Genomic DNA, 19,665 nt, shown 5'->3' with positions numbered 1-19,665 from the left:
AGCCAGCCCGGTGCATCGTCTTTATACAGTACAAGCCTGCATCGCTTTTGTTCGCGATCACAGGCCTGCATCAGAAATTCCTTCTATATTTGATTTCTCTTTTAGGAGGTGGCGCCGCTTGATTCTACGGTTTCTTCCCGAGAGACAAACTTCTCACAATATTCAATAACCTGGCTCCGTCTGACAATTCCGATAAACCGGTTCATATCATCCACGACCGGTACAAAGTTCTGTACTTTGGCCAGATTGATGAGGTCTTCCATATTGGCTTCAATGGATACGGCCTTAATTTCCATGCGCAGCGGGACATCCTTCAGCATAAACTTTGACGAATTCTCAAATGTAATCTTTCCATCCGAGTTTTTCATGTGCCACAGCAGATCGCCTTCTGTCACGGTTCCGGCATACTGCCCATCATTGTCCAGAATCGGCACAGCCGTATATCGGTGGTATTCCATCCTTTCCAGCGTCTGCCGCAGCGTATTATCCCACGTCAGACAGATGACCTCCTGTTTGGGCAGCAAAAAAAACGCGATATTCATAATTCCTGAATCCTCCTTATTACTTAAACCTGACTCTGCTAAAGTCTCATTTCTCTCTTTACATACCTATGCCAGATGGTCCCTACATATCGAAGTTAATTTGCAAGCGCTTTATTTCCCTTACAGTGAAAGACAGACACCGGGCTCATAGGGACACAAAATCAGCAGCCAGACAACCCGGACTGCTGATTGAAATGTACACACATTATGCTGCCTGCCTATAAGACCGGAACTGTTCACTGTTTACTTAACCGTTCCAAGTGCCTCCGACTCGTCTGATTTCTCAGGCTTCATCAATTCAGACTCCTTGGTCTTGGGGTCCATCCAGTTGTCGATCATATCTCTGGCTTCCTGAACGTCTTCATCGAAAGGCTCATTGTAATAGACACCGCTGTAACGAACTCCTTTTCCCATGACCGTCATACTCGTCATTTCCGGTTTACCGCCAGCCATAAGCTGTTTGGCAAGATCTACAATAAATTTAGGCTGCATATCCGTTTGGAAATTGTCGCCCATCACTTCGATGTATTCCGGTACTTTTCCGATTTGATCCAGCTGTTTCAAGCGTTTTGCTGCAGCATCCAGGAACACCTGCTGACGCTTTGTGCGGTTAAAATCACTGTCTTCCCGGTAACGCACATAGTTCAGCGCGTCTTCACCCATATAGATCGGCTGATTCGCCTTGATGGTGAACTTGTCATGATTCCATCCCTTGTTCACAATGTCCTTGCCGATTGGCAGCTCTACGCCACCCATCGCATCGATGACATCTTTCAGTCCCGTGAAGTTAATGGAGGCATAATAATCAATCTCTTCATCCAGAAAGGCTTCCATCGTATCCTTTGCCATCTGATGACCGCCAAAAGCAAATGCATGGGTGATTTTATCTTTGTGGTTACGGCCAACGATATCGACGTACGTATCACGCGGAACCGAGATCAGCAGGATATTCGATTCCTTCGGGCGAACAACCGCCAGAATCATCGTATCGGAGCGGGCTGCCTCATCTTCCCGCTGATCGCTCCCCAGCAGCATCACACTGAACGGCTCGCTCTGCAGAACCGTCGGCTCGGGAGCCTGCTCGCTCTGCAGCGGCTTATAGGAATGCTGCAGGGAATTTTCCACTTTTTCCGCCATAAACAAGTCAAATGCCAGGATGGTCAGCTGGGTGCGGAATACAAATCCAAGACCGCCCACGACCAATAAAATAGCCAACGTTATATATATTGATTTCCTCTTCATGAGTTCAATTCCTTCTTTTTTTATAATATAAAAACCGATTATTGAGAGAAACCGAGGATAGCGGAAGCACCGCTGTCTCTAGCTCGCCCCCTTTCTTTCATTAAACGGTTAGGCATGTGTATGACACATGACCAGCGTCCTGTTTTAAATTGCATATGCATGAATATACATCTGCTCTATTGTAAACGATGAGGGGCCTTTCTGTGAAGTCTCAGGCAGAACTTCCATAATTCCACCATATTATTCAACGAGAAAGAGCAGCCGATACGGGGTCCTCTCGGAACCAGTGATTCAGCCGCTCTTTCCAGGTCAAGCTTTTGGTAAATCCATAATCAAAAAGCTTACGGGTCTCCTCAAACCGTGCTTCCCTGCTGTCAGCTCCAAGCACGACCGCGATCAGACGCGTTCCGCCCTGCTCTGCCGTTCCCGTGAAACAATACCCGGCCTGCTCCGAAAATCCGGCTTTCAGTCCATCCGTTCCTTCGTATGAATAGGGACCTGCCAGGGATGGCAGCATCCAGTTGCTGCTGCTTAAGTATACGTCCCGTCCCGCCAGCTTGATCTGTGTCTTGCTGGAGGTGTTCAGGACTTCCGGGTATTGAGAGATCAGATGGGCAGCTAACCTGGCTGTATCTTTGGCGGTCATAGTAGTCTCCGCTATCCCTGCTTTTTTTTGAAAAAAGGTTTGGTTCGACAATCCCAGTTCCTTGGCTTTTCGGTTCATTTCTTGAATGAACCTGTCCTGTGACCCGGCTGTATGCTCTGCCAGTGCAGCTGCAGCATCATCGGCGGAATATACGGCAAGGCTTTGAAACAGCTCCCTGACCGTGAGGACATCGCCTTCTTGAAGAGGCAGGCGTACACCTTTAGCATGGCTTGCATGACGGTTGACAACCACCCCTTCATCCCAGTTAAGATGACCTGCCTTGATTTCGTCCAGTATCAGAAGCTCTGTCATCAGCTTCGACATGCTTGCCGGAGGCAAAGGGGTATCTCCATTCCGGCTGAACAAAATGCGGCCGCTGTCTGCATCGATCAAAACGACAGCTTTAGCCTCCACTTCCGGTTCCCTGCCCACAGGTTCAATATTTGCAGTGAGGAACAGGCCTGCCGGTATCATACAAAGTATAAGAATCACGATCCACAACCATCTGTTTTTCATATGAAATACCCTCCATATGTATTAGACGGTTTAAAAGGCGGTTTGGTCTTCTATTTTTTAAATTTTTTTTATTTTTTTATGCAGGGCGCAAAATTCACCGATCCCGGGCGCATGAAAAAAGGAGCGCCCTCAAGATCTTACGATCTTTAGAGGGCCGCTCCTTTTTCAATAAATGACTCTATAATATTACGCAAAGTGGCAGGCGACAAAATGATTATCCCCTACATTCCGGTATTCCGGAATTTCCTGTTTGCAGATATCCGATGCCAGCGGGCAGCGGGTATGAAACTTGCAGCCAGACGGTGGATTGGCCGGGCTGGGAATATCGCCCTTCAGAACAATTCGTTCGCGTTTCAGCGTCGGATCCGGAACCGGAATAGCCGACAGAAGCGCTTTGGTGTAAGGATGAAGCGGATTGCGGAACAGCTCGTCCTTGCTCGCCATCTCTACCATAGAACCTAAGTACATAACACCGATCCGGTCGCATAAATGTTCAACGACACTCAGATCATGGGAGATAAACAGATACGTGAGCTGCTTGTCTCTCTGCAGATCGCTCAGCAGGTTGATGATCTGTGCCTGAATGGATACATCCAGCGCAGATACCGGCTCATCGGCCACGATGAATTCCGGATTCATAATCAGCGCACGGGCAATCCCGATCCGCTGACGCTGACCCCCGGAAAATTCATGGGGATAGCGGTCATAATGATAATCTGCCAACCCACAGATTTGCAGGGTCTCGATGACGCGTGCTTTAAGCTCCTTGCGTCTGACCAGACCGTGATCCAGCAGTGCCTCGCCAATCGCCTCACCGACTTTAATTCTCGGATTCAGTGAGCTGAATGGATCCTGGAATACAATCTGCATCTTGGTGCGCATGCCGCGCATTTGTTCCTTGGATAATTTATGAATATCCTGTCCGTTAAAGATCACTTTGCCTTCGGTCTTTTCCAGCAGCCGGAGTATGGTACGGCCAATTGTGCTTTTGCCGCATCCCGACTCACCAACCAGGCCGAAGGATTCCCCTTTATTGATCGTAAAGCTGACATCGTCGACAGCTTTCACGTCTCCGACTCTGCGCTGAAATACGCCGCCGGTGATGGGGAAGTATTTTTTAAGATGATCGACCTCGAGCAGCACTTCACTCATTGTGCTTTCCCCTCCTCTTCATACAGCCAGCAGGCGACTTTATGACCGTTAGGATCCGTACCAAGCGGGGGTTCCTTTTCCACACAAATGTTCATGCAGAATTCGCATCTGTCGTGAAAGTGGCAGTTGTCGCCAAGTTCCACCGGATTGGGCACCGAACCCGGGATCGAATACAGACGCTCTTGACGCTGATTGATTACCGGCTTGGCTTTCAGCAGCCCTTTCGTATATGGATGCTTCGGATTCTGGAACAGCTCAATAACCGGAGCCTGCTCAATCACTTTACCAGCATACATAACGACCACGTAATCCGCCATTTCAGCTACAACACCCAGATCATGCGTAATCAGCATAATCGACGTATTGAACTTTTCCTTAATGCCGCGCATCAGATCGAGGATCTGTGCCTGAATGGTCACATCAAGCGCCGTCGTCGGTTCATCTGCGATCAGGAGCTTCGGATTACAGCTCAGTGCGATCGCGATCATGATCCGCTGGCGCATGCCGCCGCTCAGTTCATGGGGATACGACTCGTATATTTTCTCAGCACGCGGGATACCAACCAGGTTAATCAGCTCTATAGCCCGTGTGCGCGCTTCCTTCTTGGTGACCAGTTCATGCAGCATGATCGGTTCAACAATCTGCTCACCAATGGTCAATACCGGGTTCAGTGAGGTCATGGGCTCCTGAAAGATCATGGCAATGTCATTACCGCGAATCCGGCTCATGTCCCCTTTACCCATTTTTAATAAATCCTTGCCTTCGAACAGAATCTCTCCACCTGTCGGCGGTGTATCGATCAGACGCATCAGTGACATGGCCGTCACACTTTTGCCGCAGCCTGACTCGCCGACCACACAAACGGTTTCGCCTTCTCTTATCTTAAAGCTGACATCATCAACGGCCTTCACGGTGCCAGCAGATGTATGAAAATGCGTTTTTAAGTTGCGGAATTCTACTAAATCTTTTGCCATGAGCGCATCTCCTACTTCTTCATTTTTGGATCCAGAGCATCGCGGAGACCATCGCCAATCAGGTTAATTGCCACCACGGTAATCAGGATACACATGCCCGGCGGAATCCACAGCCATGGTCTTCTGCGGAAATCAATCAGACTGTTGGCAGAAGTGATCATGTTCCCCCATGATGGTGTCGGAGGAACGACCCCGATTCCGAGGAAGCTGAGCGCCGATTCGGCGATAATGGCTCCAGCCACACCCAGTGTAGCCGTTACGATAATGATAGGAATCGTATTCGGCATCAGATGACGGAAAATTTTGCGGCGGTCGCGAAGCCCTAAAGCTTCGGTAGCCTGCATAAATTCCTGTTCGCGCAGGGTCAGAATCTGTCCCCGAACGAGACGGGCAATCGTCGTCCAGCCCAGCACACCGAGAATCAGCATCAGAAAGTAAACCCGGTGCTTCGGCTCTACCTTCAAGTCAGACAGTATCGCTCCCATAATAATCAAGATCGGCAGCGTTGGCAGTGCCATAAATACATCAGCAATACGCATAATGATCGTGTCTGCAAATCTGCGGTAAAAGCCTGCCAAGGCGCCCAGCGTAGCTCCAATCAAGATGGAGATCGCCGTCGCCACAAGGCCTACCAGCAGTGAAATTCTTCCTGCCAGCATCAAACGGAGCAGCGTGTCACGGCCGAGCTTGTCTGTACCGAGCCAATGTTCGGCATTAGGTGCCAGGTTTTTCTTATTTTTCACATCATATTCTAATAGATCATAAGGTGAAAACCATGGTCCTACAACACAAAAGAGAACCATAACGACCAATATTAAAAGTCCAATAACAGCCAGACGGTTGCGTGTGAATCGGCGGATCGCAATTCGCCACGGAGAATCCGGCTGCTTCGCTGGGACTTGAGTTTTCATATCAAGAGGTGCAGCCTCCAGGGACAAAGTAATCTCCTCCTACTTTAAACGGATTCTTGGGTCAGCGGCTCCGTACAGAACATCGGAAATCAGGTTTCCGATCAATGTAAGAACAGCCAGGAAAATGGTAAAGCCCAGCATAAACGGATAATCACGCACCGTGATGGATTCCAGGTAAACCTGACCGATACCCGGCCATACAAACACTTTTTCAAGGATAATCGCTCCGCCGAACAGAGCCGGCAGTTCAAATCCCATCAGTGTAATGGCAGGCAGCATCGCATTCCGAAGCGCATGTTTAAAAATAACCGTACGCTCTTTCAAACCCTTGGCGCGGGCTGTTCTAATATAATCTTGACGGATGACCTCCAGCATGCTGGTACGGAAGTAACGGGTAAGGCTTCCTGTGCTGATCATCGTAAGTACGAGGATCGGTAAGAAGGAATGTTCAAGCACGTCCACAAAATAACCCCAGCCTGTTGCTTTGGAGCCGGCCGTTGTCATTCCTCCGATGGGTAACCATCCCAGTTCCAGCGCAAACACCTTGATCAATAAGAGACCGATAAAGAATGAAGGCAGAGACATACACAAAAATACAAGGAGCGTGACCATCTTATCAAAGAAGGAGTATTGGAACTTTGCCGATAATACCCCGGTAAACACAGCAATAATCCAACTAAAGATCAAACTGAAAAAAGCAATAATAAAAGAGTTCCATACATAGGTATTGATAACTTTGGTGACTGGCTGTTTATGCTGGAGGGAATCCCCCAGATTACCGACTGCCATATTGCCGGCCCACGTAAAATAACGCTCCACGGGCGGCTTGTCTAAACCGTAAATAGCCCGGAGCTCGGCTTTCTTCTCGGCCGTCATACTCGGACTGTTCTTTGCAGTGATATAATCGCCTGGTACCATAGAGGATATGGCAAAGACAAGTATGGATATCCCGATCAGCGTCGGGATCATCTGCAGCAGCCTCCGGATAATGTACTGCTTCATAATATTCCTCCCGGCATATAAGTGGATATGCCCAGCTCTAATGAGCTGAGCATATCCTTCCTAGATGTTATTGTTCAAGTTCGGCTTGGTACAGGCTGAAAGGGAAATCCTTATACGCTGTGATATCCAGACCGTTTACACGGCTGTTGATTGCCCAGCCATCACGTCTTTGATACAGGAACAGGTTCGGAAGATCCTTGTTCATTTCCTGGTACATTTGCTTGTAGATGCCTGCACGTGCTTCAGGACCATCAAGGTTCATTTTACCTTCTTTCATCAGCTTGTCGACCGTTTCGTTGGAGTAACCCGTATCGTTCTGGGCACCATCCGTAATATAAACGGTGTTATCCGGATCTGGAGTCAGACCCCAAGCAGCGAAGAACATTTCAAAGTTACCTTGGTCTTTCTTATCCATAATCGCGTTGAAATCAAGCGTTTCGGCTTTAATTTCGATACCCAGGTCTTGATAGTTTGCTGTCATGATTGGAAGCAGTGCTTCTACAACCGGATTGTCAGCTGTTGCAGAGAAATCAATGGTGAACTTCTCGCCGTCTTTTTCCAGCGTGCCGTCAGCACCTGCTGCCCAGCCAGCTTCTTCCAGAAGTGCTTTTGCTTTCTCTGGATCGAACTCGTAAGCTTCAACGTCCTCATCTGTGTAAGCCCAAGATACGCTGGACTCTGGAATGTTCAGAGGGTTAGCATAAATACCATAGATACTTTCAACAATCTCAGCACGGTTCAAACCGTACATCAAAGCTTGACGCACTTTTTGATCCTGGAATTTCTCCAGATTGTGGTTGAACGCTACATATCCATATCCGTTTGTTGGGAAGATGTTCAGGTCAATAAAGCCCATCATCTTCACTTCTTCAACGTTATCTTCACTTACTGTAATCATGTCCATATCAATTTCACCGGACTGCAGCATAGGAAGTCTAGTTTCTTCTGTTGTTGTTTTGTATACGAGGTTTTTGATTTTTGGTGCGCCTTTGAAATAGTTTTCGTTAGCTTCAAAAACCACTTCTTGCCCTGGGGAGAACTTGGTCATTACATAAGGACCGCTTCCCACTGGCTTGTCATGCATTGCTTTCAGGGAATCCATATCCCCTTTTTTGAAGTCTTTACCATAGTAGCTCTCAGGAAGCAGTGCCACATCTCCCAGGTAGTCACGGGTAACCGCTGTTGCTTCTGTTACCGTTACTTCCACCGTGAGGTCGTCGATCACTTTGATACCGGAGATTTCAGTAGCATCGCCGTTTTTATACTCATCAGCACCGACGATGTTCAAGGACATCATGTCGGATTCGCCATCATATTTAGGATCAAGCATGATCTTCATCGCAAACAGATAGTCATTCATCGTTACCGGAGTACCATCTGAGTATTTAACATCAGGCTTAAGTTTGTAAGTATAAGTCAATCCATCTTCAGAAACTTCTACACTTTCAGCAAGGCTTTCCGTGTAAGTTCCATCACCGGAAACTTCCAGCAGTGTGTCAAATACGGTGTTTACAACGTACTTGTCATACGCGGTTTGCCAGAAGTAAGGGTTGAATACCCCTTTCGGAGAAGTCATACCGACGATCAATGTGTCTGTACGATTCTTGGCGGTATCAGGGTTAGCAGCAGGATCTTCTGCTTCAAAATAACCTTGGCTCTCATCTTCACCTTCTGCAGGGGGTTCTTCTGTATTTTCCCCTTCATTGGTGTTAGGCGTTTCTTGCTGTGTTCCTTCGTCCCCTTGGTTCGGCTCTTCAGCAGTACCCCCGGAGCATGCAGCCAATACAGAAATGGTAAGCAGCATGATCGCGAGCAGCAGCGACATTCTTTTTTTCATGCTAATCCTCCTTCTAAAAATGATGTTGCTATAAATTATCAGGATAATTTGGAAATTACCCTTGCATAATTACGGGTTAGAAAGTGATGACTGAGCCTTGAGGTCAACTTTGGTCCCATCCAAAAAATATACCATTGGTCAATTAGTTCCAAAGTCTCTAAACATATCTTCTAATTTGTAAAATTAATGTTATGATACGTGTAAAATTAGATGACGTCAATCATTTTTTGAAAGAAAGTTTTAAAAAATGTTTTGCAGCGCGACTTTGCGTGTATTTACTAAGTTGCACGCAGCACAATGATTCTCATCATTGTGCTGAAAATGATGAACCACTTCTGATTTATTTCATGAATTTACAGTTATAGAGTCACTTTATAAGGCAAATCAAACTTTTATGTTAACTAACATAACATATTGCTACCAAATTGAACTTGATATTCATGAATTTTTTGGTACATTCCAATGATTGGGTGGATATTGAGAGATATTACTTTACGTGATTGAGCATTTAGGGTGTAATGAATCCGTTAAATGTTATCTTTTATCAATAGAAACCACAAAAAAGAGCCCATGTCTCTGGGCCCCTCTTGAAAGATAAGCTATACCGATTTGATCCAGGCTGATTTTAGGTCCATTTCCTCAATACACTGCTGATGATCATGCAGGTCATTGACCACTAACGGTGTAACCGGGTAGATTTTCATAGTGTGATCATAAGTTTTCAGCAGCGGCTGCAGGTTATGGATCCCTTTTGAATCCGGGTGCAGCCATTTCTCGATATCCTCTTCGGACAGAATAGCAGGCATCCGGGATTCGAACTCCCGTATCGATACATTCGCATCTGTCATCAACATCGTACAGGTCGTCGTTTCTTCCCCTTTCGCATTTCTCCAGCTCTCATACAAACCGGCTACTCCGAAGGGTTCGTGATTCTCGGTAACGACCCGCACAGCATAGCTCTTTTTGCCAATCGTTCGCAAGTAATACAGCCCGTTGCACGGAATGACACATCGGCGCTGATCCAGCGTCTTGCGATAAGTCGGGTTTTCATGTACGGCATGGAGGTCTGCATTCACTGCTGCCTTGCCCCAATAAGGCACAAGCCCCCAGCGGAATTCATCCAGCACCCGCTCCCCTTGGTCCATCACCACCACCGGCATAGTTTGGGTCGGACTAATATTATACCGGCTTTTGTAAAGATATCTCATACGGCTCAGTCCAAAATGCTTGCTAATCTCATCCCTGCTCGATGACATGGAAAACCGTCTGCACATGCTGCTCTTCCTCCTTTTATATCCATTAGCTTTTGGATAAAAGAGGAATCTTATGCATACTTTAAATGTCCTTTTCATGAGGACACCTTCTATTGTGTTTACTATCCAACGATGTCCACAGCAGACAGAACTCTAAGATATATATAGAAGGATATTTTAAAATCCATGTAGTTAATATCATAAAATTTATAAAATCATGTTATATAAATATAATTACAGCTGTTGCTTTCATACGTATTCGAGCTCTACTACTTGGATTTATATACATTCATATCGTACACGTTATGTGCGTTTGTCTATTCAAGATGGACACCCCACATTCACTCACTTCTTCAAAGAAAAAACAAAAAAGCAGCCTGCCCCGTAAGGCAGACTGCTTAGTCACAGAGGACTACTCTGTAGTGTATGGAAGCAATGCGATTTGACGGGAGCGTTTAACCGCAATCGTCAGAGCACGCTGATACTTCGCGCTAGTTCCAGTTACACGACGTGGCAAAATTTTGCCGCGCTCGCTGATGAACTTTTTGAGCAGGTCTGTATCTTTATAGTCAATGTGAGTGATCTTGTTCACAGTGAAGAAACATACTTTACGACGCTTGTTGCGGCCGCCGCGGCGTGCCGGTCTTTTGTCGTTGTCTCCGCCTTCTCTTTGCTTGAAAGCCATGTGTAGTCAGTCCTTCCTTATTAAAATGGCAAATCATCGTCCGATATATCGATCGGTTTTCCTTCATCGGAAAAAGGATCCTGATTGTTGCGTGATGGGTTGCCACCGTTCCCGCGGTTTCCGCTGCCGCTGTTACTGCTGCTGCTTCCTCCACTGTACGATGATTCCTCACGTTGGTTTCCGTTTCCGCCACCGCTGCCGTCACGGTTAGACTCCAAGAAACGAACATTATCTGCAATAACTTCAGTGACGTATACACGTTTACCTTCGTTATTCTCATAATTCCGTACTTGAATGCGTCCCTCTACAGCCGTCAAACGGCCTTTACGCAGATAGTTCGCACAAGTCTCCGCAAGCTGTCTCCAGGTAACAACCGGAATAAAATCCGCCTCACGTTCCCCGCCTTGGGCGGTAAACGGACGATCTACTGCAAGCGTAAACTGAGTGACCGCTACTCCTGCTGGCGTATAACGCAGCTCAGGATCCCGGGTCAGCCGGCCGATCAAAATGACACGGTTCAACAATCCAATCCCCTCCTTAGAACGAATTCAATTACAAATCGGTTCCGTCTTAGGCTACGTCGTTCGTAATGAGATAACGAATTACTTCGTCGGAAATTTTCATGATACGCTCAAGCTCATTAACTACTGCAGGCTCTGCACTGAAGTTAACCAGAACGAAAACGCCATCACGGAATTTCTTGATCTCATACGCAAGACGGCGTTTACCCATTACATCGTGCTTTGTAATTTCTCCGCCGTTGGAGATGATGCCTTGGAATTTTTCGACTGCAGCTTGAACAGCTTCTTGCTCAATGTCAGGACGAATAATATACATCACTTCATATTTGCGCATAACTTTACACCTCCTTATGGACTTCGGCCCCCAATCCAGGTTGGGAGCAAGGAGCGAGCGCTAACTCGCACCAAAATAGTATACCAGAACGGATGATCGGATGCAAGGCTAAACTCCTTTCCTTCCGCTCATTCCCTGCCATGTTTCCTGATAAATCGTACATGCTAAGTACGCAGCGACTCTATTCACGAAGGAGGATCATATCATGGGTGAACAAAGCAAATTTCGCGGAGGCGACAAGGCTCCAAACAATGGTGTGTACATCGAAGTAGGAGAGAACGATCATATTATGGGCATTGAGGATCCAAACCAGATCAAGATGAAGGCCGGGGATACATTTCCGGACGTATCAAACGAAGATCGGGTATGGAAAAACAAACGCCGTGTGCAGCCAAAATAAAATGGAGCACCGATGTATAGCTTCCAGCAGCATGGGTACAATATAATTAGACGGTGCAATGAGAGAGGTGTGGTTCCGTTGGACGATGCAGCAGAATTACGCATAGGATCTAGCTCTGCACGTTAAGCATGCGGAGGGATTTAGCAAAAAGCTTGACCTTTAGGACAAGTGAAACGCTGTTGACCAATGTACTGCCAGTGTGTTAGTTACAGATTCGAACAAATCACATGCACCGTCTAACCAGCAGGAAGGGCCCGAAAGGGCCCTTCTTCACTTTGTATTACTTTTTTACCTTTAGCATAATACTTCTTGTTCACTTTTCCCTCCAAAGCAAAAATACCTCCTGCGCAATCACACGATCACGTAAGAGGTATTCTGGTATCAACAAGATGCCTCAAGATCAGACGCATCTTAGTATGTATTTCATTAAAGCAGTTGGTGGCGGAAAGGGTGGGATTCGAACCCACGCACGCCTTGCGACGCCTAGCTGATTTCGAGTCAGCCCCCTTGGGCCTCTTGGGTACCTTTCCACAGCAAGATTCATTATATCATTCATCTCTCTTGCTGTCAATTGCGGTCCGGGTGCTTCTGTACTTGAGACAAGGCACTATCTCTCACCGCAGGCGGGCGGGAAAACAATGCCTTGTCCAGCCTCCATCCTTGGACGTCATCAGCTCTCGTCCTGCCCATCCTCTTTGGAACGAAGCACTTTTTTCATATTTTTCTCAAATTTAGCACGAGTAACCAATACACTATGCTGGCACTTGGTACACTTGATCCGGATATCCATTCCCATCCGAATGATCTCCATTTCATTATTTCCGCAGGGATGCGGTTTTTTCATCTGCACGACATCCCCTAATTGAAAAACCTTCCGCTCCATGGACTGTCCTCCCCCATTCTTTGAACATCAATAACAAGCTTATTGGCTCACCAGCCTGCTGTTCCTGTCATCCCTCTGCCGAAGACCCGATCTCACTGACTTCCATCGCCTGCTTGATTTCTTTATAAATCTCACGCTCCACGATTTCCTTGGCATTCGGATTGCACTCTGCTGCAATTCTCAGGACATATTCCGAAGTGGTCAGCGATTGAACACCAAGCACCTCCGGCCGCTGCTTTAATACAGTCAACCGATTCTCGATCCCAGAGAGCGCCCCTTCGATGAGAGACAAGGTTTCATTCACCCTCTTCTCGTTCTTAACCGGCAGATCAACCACCGCCAGAGAGTTCGATAATGAATAATTGGTAACGCTCGTAATCAAACCATTGGGAATAATGAAGGTTTCTCCGTTGAGTCCTCTCACCCGTGTCGTGCGCAGGCCGATCATCTCTACCGTTCCGCGGAACTCGCCGCTCTTAATCACATCACCCACCGCAAACTGATCTTCAAAAATAATAAAAAAGCCAGTGATCACATCTTTAACCAGGCTCTGGGCTCCAAAACCGATCGCAAGTCCCAACACCCCTGCCCCTGCAAGAAGCGGCCCCAGCTTGAAATTAAACTCGGATAATATGAGCAGGATCATTACAAAGTTGCAGACCACAGAGGTTATGTTTTTCAGCAGTTCCCCTACAGTAATAAACCGGCGCGGATTTACACTGATCCGGCTCTTCTGCTGTCTCGCCAGAAAACGGTCGATCATTTGATATACAACACGAATGACAATTCGAGTCAGCAGGAAAATAATCAGAATCCGAATAGCAGCGAACATGATCACCATCCACATTTCCGGACTGGTCATCCAGTTCCAAAAGCGTTCTCCCAAACCCAGCGCCTCCCTCAGTGTTTCTTCGGTCCCCTGCTCCATGGCATAAAAGTGTGTATGCATCTTCATCTTGAAGCCTACCTCCAACCTCTGTCTTTACCTGCTTAGATGCCGACCTGCAGAAAGTGTCCCGGAGCATCTTGTTTAAAAATCCCCCGGATTTCTACGTGTTCTTCCACGATAATGCGCCGCACCTCCTCCAGGTCATTCTCCGGAAACTGTACGGACAAGGCGCAACCTGCCGTGATTTCTTTCGGCGTCGGGAATAAGTCGATCTCGATCTCGGCATAGTCCAGCAGCATTTCAGCCCGCAGCGCCTGCTGTGTGGAGTCAAAAGCAATGAGCATGATCTCTTCCATCTGCAGTTTTCCCTCTCTTTTATATCAAGATATACCCCTCTATTGAAATTCACAATCTTTCTTTTCAGCAGCAAGTATAAAAACATTTTTCCATCCATATACTGAATACTACCACCTGCAGACGAAAGGAAGATTCCATTGAAACGTTCAGCGAATTCCCCGTCCCTTCCGGAGTTTTCAAGCTTAAAAATACCACATACAGACCCTGAAATCCATTCAGCTCTTATACATCGTCTGCTCTATCATCTTTCAGCTGGAGTCGGCCGACGCCCCCTTGTTGTCATCTGTATCGGAACCGATCGCTCTACAGGAGACTGTCTCGGCCCTCTGGTCGGCACATCGCTTGCCCGGTACCACAGTTCCATGTTTCATCTTTACGGCACACTGGATGAGCCTGTACATGCTATGAATCTAAGCGATACCCTGACTACCGTTTACAACACCTTTGATGATCCATACATTATTGGCATAGATGCCTGCCTGGGCCAAACAACAAGTGTAGGATCGATCCAAATCAGTGATGGTCCTTTAAAGCCTGGAGCCGGTGTAAATAAAGAATTGCCGCCTGTTGGCGATATCCATGTTACGGGCATCGTTAACGTCGGCGGCTTTATGGAGTACTTTGTATTACAGAACACACGTCTGAGTCTCGTCATGAGGTTATCAGATATTATTGCGAACTGTTTATTTCGTGCAATGAAAGAATGGCACCGGTCTAACCTTCTTGCAGCGCAAGACGGATAGCCTCCCTCTCTTCCGGTGATAATGCATGCTTGGACTCACTGTTATTCACTGGTTTTGCGTAGACAAATGAATTCTCGCGGTTATAAAGACCGGTTAATACGAATCCGTCCCCTTTCGCACTTAACAATGCGACTGAGAAACTCAGATCATTCCCCCGCTCACCAAAGGCATTGTATCGAACAATGCCTGTTTTGGTTTTGATACCTTTCAGGTTATTTCCGATGCCATCCAGCTGTACACGGTGCTGACCTTGCTCCTCTTCCACCGCATCCATCTGAATTTTCAATTGGAGCAGCAGAGACTCCAGATCCTCCACTCCGCTGCCAGACATCATTGCATTATATTTTTTTCTCATGTTTCTTAATTTGGAGCCGTGGACCATCACCATCACCCATAAGAGCAGGATGACCAATACCATTCCGACGATAAACCAATGAAGCTGTTCCAGGATCAATTCATTCCATTCAGACATGCTCGTTCATTCCTTCTCCTCAATCAAAGTCTGGCCGTTCACTCCATAATTTTGGTTACGGCATCTACCAAGGTGTCTATATCCTGCCTGCTTGTCCATATCCCTACACTTGCTCTTACCGCACCGGTGATTTCCGTGCCGGATGCCTGGTGGCCCAGAGGTGTACAGTGCAGCCCTGCCCTCACGGCAATGCCGTACTCCCGATCCAATCGAAATGCAAGTAGAGCAGGATCAATATTGTTGGGAACAAAAGAAACAATCCCCGTTTTGGGTCTGCCTGGTTTGGGTCCCAGCATTCTCAGCCCATTAACCGCAGACAAACCTTCCATCATATATTGGGTCAGCTCCCACTCATGGCGATAGATATGCTCTGTCGTCCACTCCATCACCTGTTCCACACCGGCTTGAAGCCCTGCAAAACCGATCGTATTCGGCGTACCTGCTTCATAACGGTCAGGACGTACATCCGGCTGTTCCGGTGCTTCTGACTGCCCTCCCGTTCCGCCATGAAGCTGCGGTTCAAGTTCAACATGAGATGACACATACAAGCCCCCAGTCCCCTGAGGACCAAGCAGACCTTTATGACCCGGAAAAGCCAGCATACCGATATTCATCTCTTCCACATCAATATGCAGCATGCCGGCACTTTGGGCTGCGTCGACCAGCAATACCGCACCATGGCGTACTGCCATCTCCCCAAGCTCAGCTACAGGCAGAATGGAACCCAAGAGGTTTGAGCTATGACTGCAGACGACCAATGCCGTATTAGGTTGGAACGACCTCTCTACCTCTTTTAGATCGATATCCCCTTCCTCATTGACGGCAATATAATCAACGGTTATGCCAGCAGTCCTTTTCAGATATTCCAGCGGTCGTCTCACCGAATTATGTTCCACCATCGTTGCTATTACATGATTCCCTGGTTTCAAATATCCTTTAATTGCAAGATTTAAGGCAGCCGTTGTATTCGGCGTAAGCACAATATCATTCGGATTCCGCACCGCAAATAACGAAGCCAGGCGATGACGAACCTGATATAACACTCTCGACGCATTTACCGCCATCCTATGACTGCCGCGGCCAGGATTGGCCCCCGCCTCCTCCATCGCCGTCTTCATCGCCTCCATGACAGAATCAGGCTTCGGCCAAGAGGTGGCAGCATGATCGAGATAGATCACCGAGCTCATACAATTCCCCCTCAAACTTCAGAAAGACATGCTGGCATCCCTTCTAACCAGGAACACCGACATGTCTTTCTCCATCCAGATGTGATATTCCAAATACAATACTTCACCTTTTATCCGTTGCAATCACTTTTACTTCAGCAGTTCCAACAATCGTTCCAGATCCTGCTTACTGTAATAGTTAATTTCGATCTTGCCTTTGTCTTTGTTATGTTTAATTTTCACTGTCGTTTTAAAATGTTCCCTCAGATCTTCTTCCATATGATCGATATAAGGATCACGTTTTTTGGCCTTCAGTGTCTTTTCTTTTTCCGAGGCTTTCCGATCCAGATTTTGAACCGCCTCTTCTAACTCGCGGACACTCCATTCCTGCTGTACACACTGCTTGGCAAGCTGCTTCACCAATACCGGATCCTTCAAACCGACAATAGCGCGGGCATGACCCATGGATAATGTTCCACGTGAAACATTTTCCTTCACTTCATCCGGCAGTGACAGCAATCTTAAAAAGTTAGCGATGTGTGAACGTGACTTGCCTACCTTCATCGATAGTCCTTCTTGCGTTAAGGAAAATTGTTCCATTAACCCTTGATATGCTACCGCAATTTCCATCGCATTCAAGTTTTCACGCTGAAGGTTCTCGATAAGAGCAATCTCCATCACCTGCTGGTCACTGAAAGCACGTACTACTGCCGGTATCGTTGCTTTTCCGCAGTATTGGGAGGCTCTAAACCGTCGTTCACCAGCAATAATCTCATAGCCTTTCAGCACACTCCGAACAATGATCGGTTGAATTACCCCGTGCTGCCGAATGGATTCTGCTAATTCCTGAATCGCCTCATCATTAAATGTTTTACGTGGCTGATAGGGGTTGGCCCGCAGCTGACCTAGCGGAATCTCAACGACCTTATCATCTTCATTAATAGACAAAGAAGGAATAAGTGCATCCAGCCCTTTTCCCAAACGTTTACTCATAAGAGACCACTTCCTTTGCCAATTCCAGGTATACCTCCGCACCTTTAGAGCGGGGATCATAGGTAATGATGGATTGTCCATGAGACGGAGCTTCGCTCAAACGAATATTTCTCGGAATAATCGTACGATACACTTTTTCCTGAAAATATTTCTTCACTTCCTCAATGACTTGAATCCCGAGGTTAGTCCGGGCATCCAGCATCGTAAGCAGCACACCTTCGATCTTTAATGAGGTGTTCAGGTGTTTCTGTACCAGACGGACGGTATTGAGCAGCTGACTCAACCCTTCCAGCGCATAATATTCACATTGAATCGGAATAATGACAGAATCCGCTGCCGTCAATGAGTTGATGGTCAAGATCCCAAGCGATGGCGGGCAGTCAATGAGAATATAATCATACATCGGTTTGACCAAGCTGAGAGACTTCTTCAATCTCACTTCACGAGAGATGGTAGGTACGAGTTCAATTTCCGCACCTGCCAGCTGGATCGTTGCAGGAATGATATGAAGACCCTCAATGTTTGTTGGATTGATGGCATCCTTGGGATGGACATCATTGATGATAATGTCGTATATGCAGTTTTCGACGTCTGCTTTATTAATGCCCACGCCGCTCGTTGTGTTACCCTGTGGATCAATATCTACCAACAGCACTCGTTTGCCAAGCGAAGCCAGTCCAGCGCCCAGATTGACGGAGGTCGTAGTTTTACCGACACCACCCTTCTGATTAGCTATGGCAATTGTTTTTGACACTTACTTCACCTCAATGTAGGAAGACTCTTCAAGTTGGTTGCAAAAGATCAGCTGTATAGACTGAAGTTAAAAGTTACCTCTCCGGATTGCTGTGATGGCAAGCATTCTTACGACCCGTGCCGCTTCTCCAAAGTCCCTGATCACCCTCATCATAGAAGGCTGGTCTCTTAAGTTCAATCTATAGATCCGCTTTCTTCTGCGTTATATTCGTCATTTCTAACCGTTCCAGATATCGCATTTTGTTTTCCCAAGGATCATATTCAATAGTTCTCCTTTGAGGTCAACAGAAAAAGCGGCATCATGAATACCGCCTTCACGCTCTCATGTCTTCATCTGTTTGGCAGGATGTGCTGCTATCGTTTCGGGATCTTGATCACAATCTCATAATGATCTTCATGATCATTCTCGGTCGTCTTGATTGCCATGCCGGACCCGGATACCATATCAATGGATTGACGAATAGTATTTAAGGCCAGCCTGACATCCTTGCTGTACGAAATCCGTTTAGATTTCTTGGCCTGGGTCATTTCCTTATAGAAAGCGACCCGAGCTTCGGTCTGTTTCACATTCAGTTCTTTGCTGATGACCTCAGCCAACACCTTCAACTGCATTTCCACTTGATCCAGTGACAAAAGGGATCTTGCGTGGCGCTCGGTGATTTTACGCTCCATCAGTGCGTTTTTCACTTCTTCCGGCAGCTGAAGCAGACGGATCTTGTTCGCTATCGTGGACTGACTCTTACCCAGACGCTGGGCTAGACTTTCCTGTGTGAGCTGATGCAGATCAATCAGCTTCTGATAGGCAACCGCTTCCTCTATCGAGGTCAAGCCTTCGCGCTGCAAATTCTCAATCAGGGCAATAGAGGCTGCCTGAGAATCATTAAAGTCCCTGATAATCGCGGGGATCGTATCCAGCCCCAGCTTCTTCACTGCACGCCAGCGGCGCTCACCAGCAATGATCTCATACACACCGTTTCGCATACGCACAACAATTGGCTGTATAACGCCATGGGTCTTAATGGTCTGAAGCAGCTCATCAATCTTCTCATCATCGAAAATGGTCCGCGGCTGATATGGACTGCTTACCACATCATTGACTGGAATTTGTTTAATTTCATCCCCCGGTGTCCGATCCGCCGTTAACCCAAACAACTTCGAAAATTGTTCTTTCATCCCGTATATTACCACCTAATTTCATGATTGCATGGACGACGCCAAAGCCCGCCTCGGTCTTATGTATGACAAGCTCCAACGGGCACTGCAACGTTCAGATACCACTTTATTCATTCAGCGCTATCTTCGGTTTCATACTCTGCTTTTGGCAGAGCTCGGCAATCCCTGCATTGTGTTCAAGTCTATGGAAATGAAAATATCTGAATATCCAAATTAATGCT

The 19,665-nt window shown here is 47.0% G+C and carries 22 protein-coding genes and 1 tRNA gene; 2 read left to right on the top strand and 21 right to left on the bottom strand.

All coding sequences use genetic code 11. The features are described from left to right. Positions 1–101: 101 nt before the first annotated feature. The 12 genes from HII30_RS00210 to rpsF form a co-directional block, all read right to left on the bottom strand. A complete protein-coding gene (locus HII30_RS00210) occupies positions 102–542 on the bottom strand; it encodes a CBS domain-containing protein (protein ID WP_169502917.1) in 441 nt (146 codons plus the stop codon). Positions 543–785: 243 nt separating this feature from the next. Next, entirely contained in the window at positions 786–1,784 is a 999-nt protein-coding gene (locus tag HII30_RS00205; protein ID WP_169502916.1) for an LCP family protein, read from the bottom strand. 244 nt (positions 1,785–2,028) lie between these two features. Beyond that, entirely contained in the window at positions 2,029–2,946 is a 918-nt protein-coding gene (locus HII30_RS00200; protein WP_169502915.1) for a D-alanyl-D-alanine carboxypeptidase family protein, read from the bottom strand. Between the two features lie 186 nt (positions 2,947–3,132). Then, on the bottom strand, positions 3,133–4,098 hold the full coding sequence (locus tag HII30_RS00195) for an ABC transporter ATP-binding protein (RefSeq protein ID WP_169502914.1): 966 nt from the start codon (positions 4,096–4,098) through the stop codon (positions 3,133–3,135). Further along, on the bottom strand, positions 4,095–5,072 hold the full coding sequence (locus HII30_RS00190) for an ABC transporter ATP-binding protein (RefSeq protein WP_169502913.1): 978 nt from the start codon (positions 5,070–5,072) through the stop codon (positions 4,095–4,097). The genes HII30_RS00195 and HII30_RS00190 overlap by 4 nt, the downstream gene beginning before the upstream one ends. An 11-nt stretch (positions 5,073–5,083) precedes the next feature. Continuing rightward, positions 5,084–5,983, bottom strand: coding sequence for an oligopeptide ABC transporter permease (gene opp4C / locus HII30_RS00185; protein ID WP_211184345.1), 900 nt, complete (start codon positions 5,981–5,983; stop codon positions 5,084–5,086). A 39-nt stretch (positions 5,984–6,022) separates the two neighbouring features. Next, positions 6,023–6,985 carry an ABC transporter permease gene (locus HII30_RS00180; RefSeq protein WP_169502911.1) on the bottom strand — a complete coding sequence of 321 codons (963 nt, stop codon included), beginning with the start codon at positions 6,983–6,985 and terminating at the stop codon, positions 6,023–6,025. Between the two features lie 67 nt (positions 6,986–7,052). After that, complete coding sequence (locus HII30_RS00175; protein WP_169502910.1) at positions 7,053–8,822, bottom strand: ABC transporter substrate-binding protein; 1,770 nt, start codon at positions 8,820–8,822, stop codon at positions 7,053–7,055. A 599-nt stretch (positions 8,823–9,421) separates the two neighbouring features. Then, entirely contained in the window at positions 9,422–10,096 is a 675-nt protein-coding gene (locus HII30_RS00170) for an SOS response-associated peptidase (protein WP_169502909.1), read from the bottom strand. A gap of 391 nt (positions 10,097–10,487) precedes the next feature. Then, positions 10,488–10,760, bottom strand: coding sequence for a 30S ribosomal protein S18 (rpsR, locus tag HII30_RS00165; RefSeq protein WP_023960207.1), 273 nt, complete (start codon positions 10,758–10,760; stop codon positions 10,488–10,490). Between the two features lie 20 nt (positions 10,761–10,780). After that, positions 10,781–11,284, bottom strand: coding sequence for a single-stranded DNA-binding protein (gene ssb / locus HII30_RS00160; RefSeq protein WP_169502908.1), 504 nt, complete (start codon positions 11,282–11,284; stop codon positions 10,781–10,783). A 46-nt stretch (positions 11,285–11,330) separates the two neighbouring features. Continuing rightward, a complete protein-coding gene (rpsF, locus tag HII30_RS00155; protein WP_169502907.1) occupies positions 11,331–11,615 on the bottom strand; it encodes a 30S ribosomal protein S6 in 285 nt (94 codons plus the stop codon). 205 nt (positions 11,616–11,820) lie between these two features. On the opposite strand from rpsF, the gene HII30_RS00150 reads away from it, so the two are divergent. Further along, on the top strand, positions 11,821–12,015 hold the full coding sequence (locus tag HII30_RS00150; RefSeq protein WP_169502906.1) for a YjzC family protein: 195 nt from the start codon (positions 11,821–11,823) through the stop codon (positions 12,013–12,015). Positions 12,016–12,454: 439 nt separating this feature from the next. On the opposite strand, the gene HII30_RS00145 is transcribed toward HII30_RS00150, so the two are convergent. From HII30_RS00145 to HII30_RS00130, 4 genes are all read right to left on the bottom strand, one after another. Next, positions 12,455–12,545, bottom strand: a tRNA-Ser gene (locus tag HII30_RS00145). Positions 12,546–12,685: 140 nt separating this feature from the next. After that, on the bottom strand, positions 12,686–12,898 hold the full coding sequence (locus HII30_RS00140; protein ID WP_169502905.1) for a DUF951 domain-containing protein: 213 nt from the start codon (positions 12,896–12,898) through the stop codon (positions 12,686–12,688). 67 nt (positions 12,899–12,965) lie between these two features. Continuing rightward, the gene (locus HII30_RS00135) at positions 12,966–13,853 is read right to left on the bottom strand and encodes a mechanosensitive ion channel family protein (protein ID WP_246245887.1); all 888 of its coding nucleotides are present in this window, start codon (positions 13,851–13,853) and stop codon (positions 12,966–12,968) included. Positions 13,854–13,888: 35 nt separating this feature from the next. Then, positions 13,889–14,143 (bottom strand): putative Se/S carrier protein, encoded by a 255-nt coding sequence (locus tag HII30_RS00130; RefSeq protein ID WP_169502904.1) that lies wholly within the window; start codon positions 14,141–14,143, stop codon positions 13,889–13,891. 138 nt (positions 14,144–14,281) lie between these two features. Here HII30_RS00130 and yyaC point away from each other — a divergent pair, with 138 nt between their 5' ends. After that, the gene (gene yyaC / locus HII30_RS00125) at positions 14,282–14,887 is read left to right on the top strand and encodes a spore protease YyaC (RefSeq protein WP_169502903.1); all 606 of its coding nucleotides are present in this window, start codon (positions 14,282–14,284) and stop codon (positions 14,885–14,887) included. Here yyaC and HII30_RS00120 read toward each other — a convergent pair. The 5 genes from HII30_RS00120 to noc all read right to left on the bottom strand — a co-directional run bounded on the left by HII30_RS00120 (position 14,859) and on the right by noc (position 19,444). Next, positions 14,859–15,359, bottom strand: coding sequence for a DUF4446 family protein (locus tag HII30_RS00120; protein ID WP_169502902.1), 501 nt, complete (start codon positions 15,357–15,359; stop codon positions 14,859–14,861). The two genes, yyaC and HII30_RS00120, sit on opposite strands and share 29 nt — an antisense overlap. Positions 15,360–15,397: 38 nt before the next feature. Further along, the gene (locus tag HII30_RS00115; RefSeq protein ID WP_169502901.1) at positions 15,398–16,546 is read right to left on the bottom strand and encodes an aminotransferase class V-fold PLP-dependent enzyme; all 1,149 of its coding nucleotides are present in this window, start codon (positions 16,544–16,546) and stop codon (positions 15,398–15,400) included. Positions 16,547–16,675: 129 nt separating this feature from the next. Further along, on the bottom strand, positions 16,676–17,518 hold the full coding sequence (locus HII30_RS00110) for a ParB/RepB/Spo0J family partition protein (protein WP_169502900.1): 843 nt from the start codon (positions 17,516–17,518) through the stop codon (positions 16,676–16,678). Further along, on the bottom strand, positions 17,511–18,272 hold the full coding sequence (locus HII30_RS00105; protein WP_169502899.1) for an AAA family ATPase: 762 nt from the start codon (positions 18,270–18,272) through the stop codon (positions 17,511–17,513). The genes HII30_RS00110 and HII30_RS00105 overlap by 8 nt, the downstream gene beginning before the upstream one ends. A 353-nt stretch (positions 18,273–18,625) precedes the next feature. Next, positions 18,626–19,444 (bottom strand): nucleoid occlusion protein, encoded by an 819-nt coding sequence (gene noc, locus HII30_RS00100; protein WP_169502898.1) that lies wholly within the window; start codon positions 19,442–19,444, stop codon positions 18,626–18,628. Between the last annotated feature and the right edge of the window lie 221 nt (positions 19,445–19,665).

This window comes from Paenibacillus lemnae, from assembly GCF_012933385.1.
In the GTDB taxonomy this organism is placed as follows: Bacteria; Bacillota; Bacilli; order Paenibacillales; family Paenibacillaceae; genus Paenibacillus_AQ; species Paenibacillus_AQ lemnae.
This window is presented reverse-complemented; position numbering and strand designations above follow the sequence as displayed.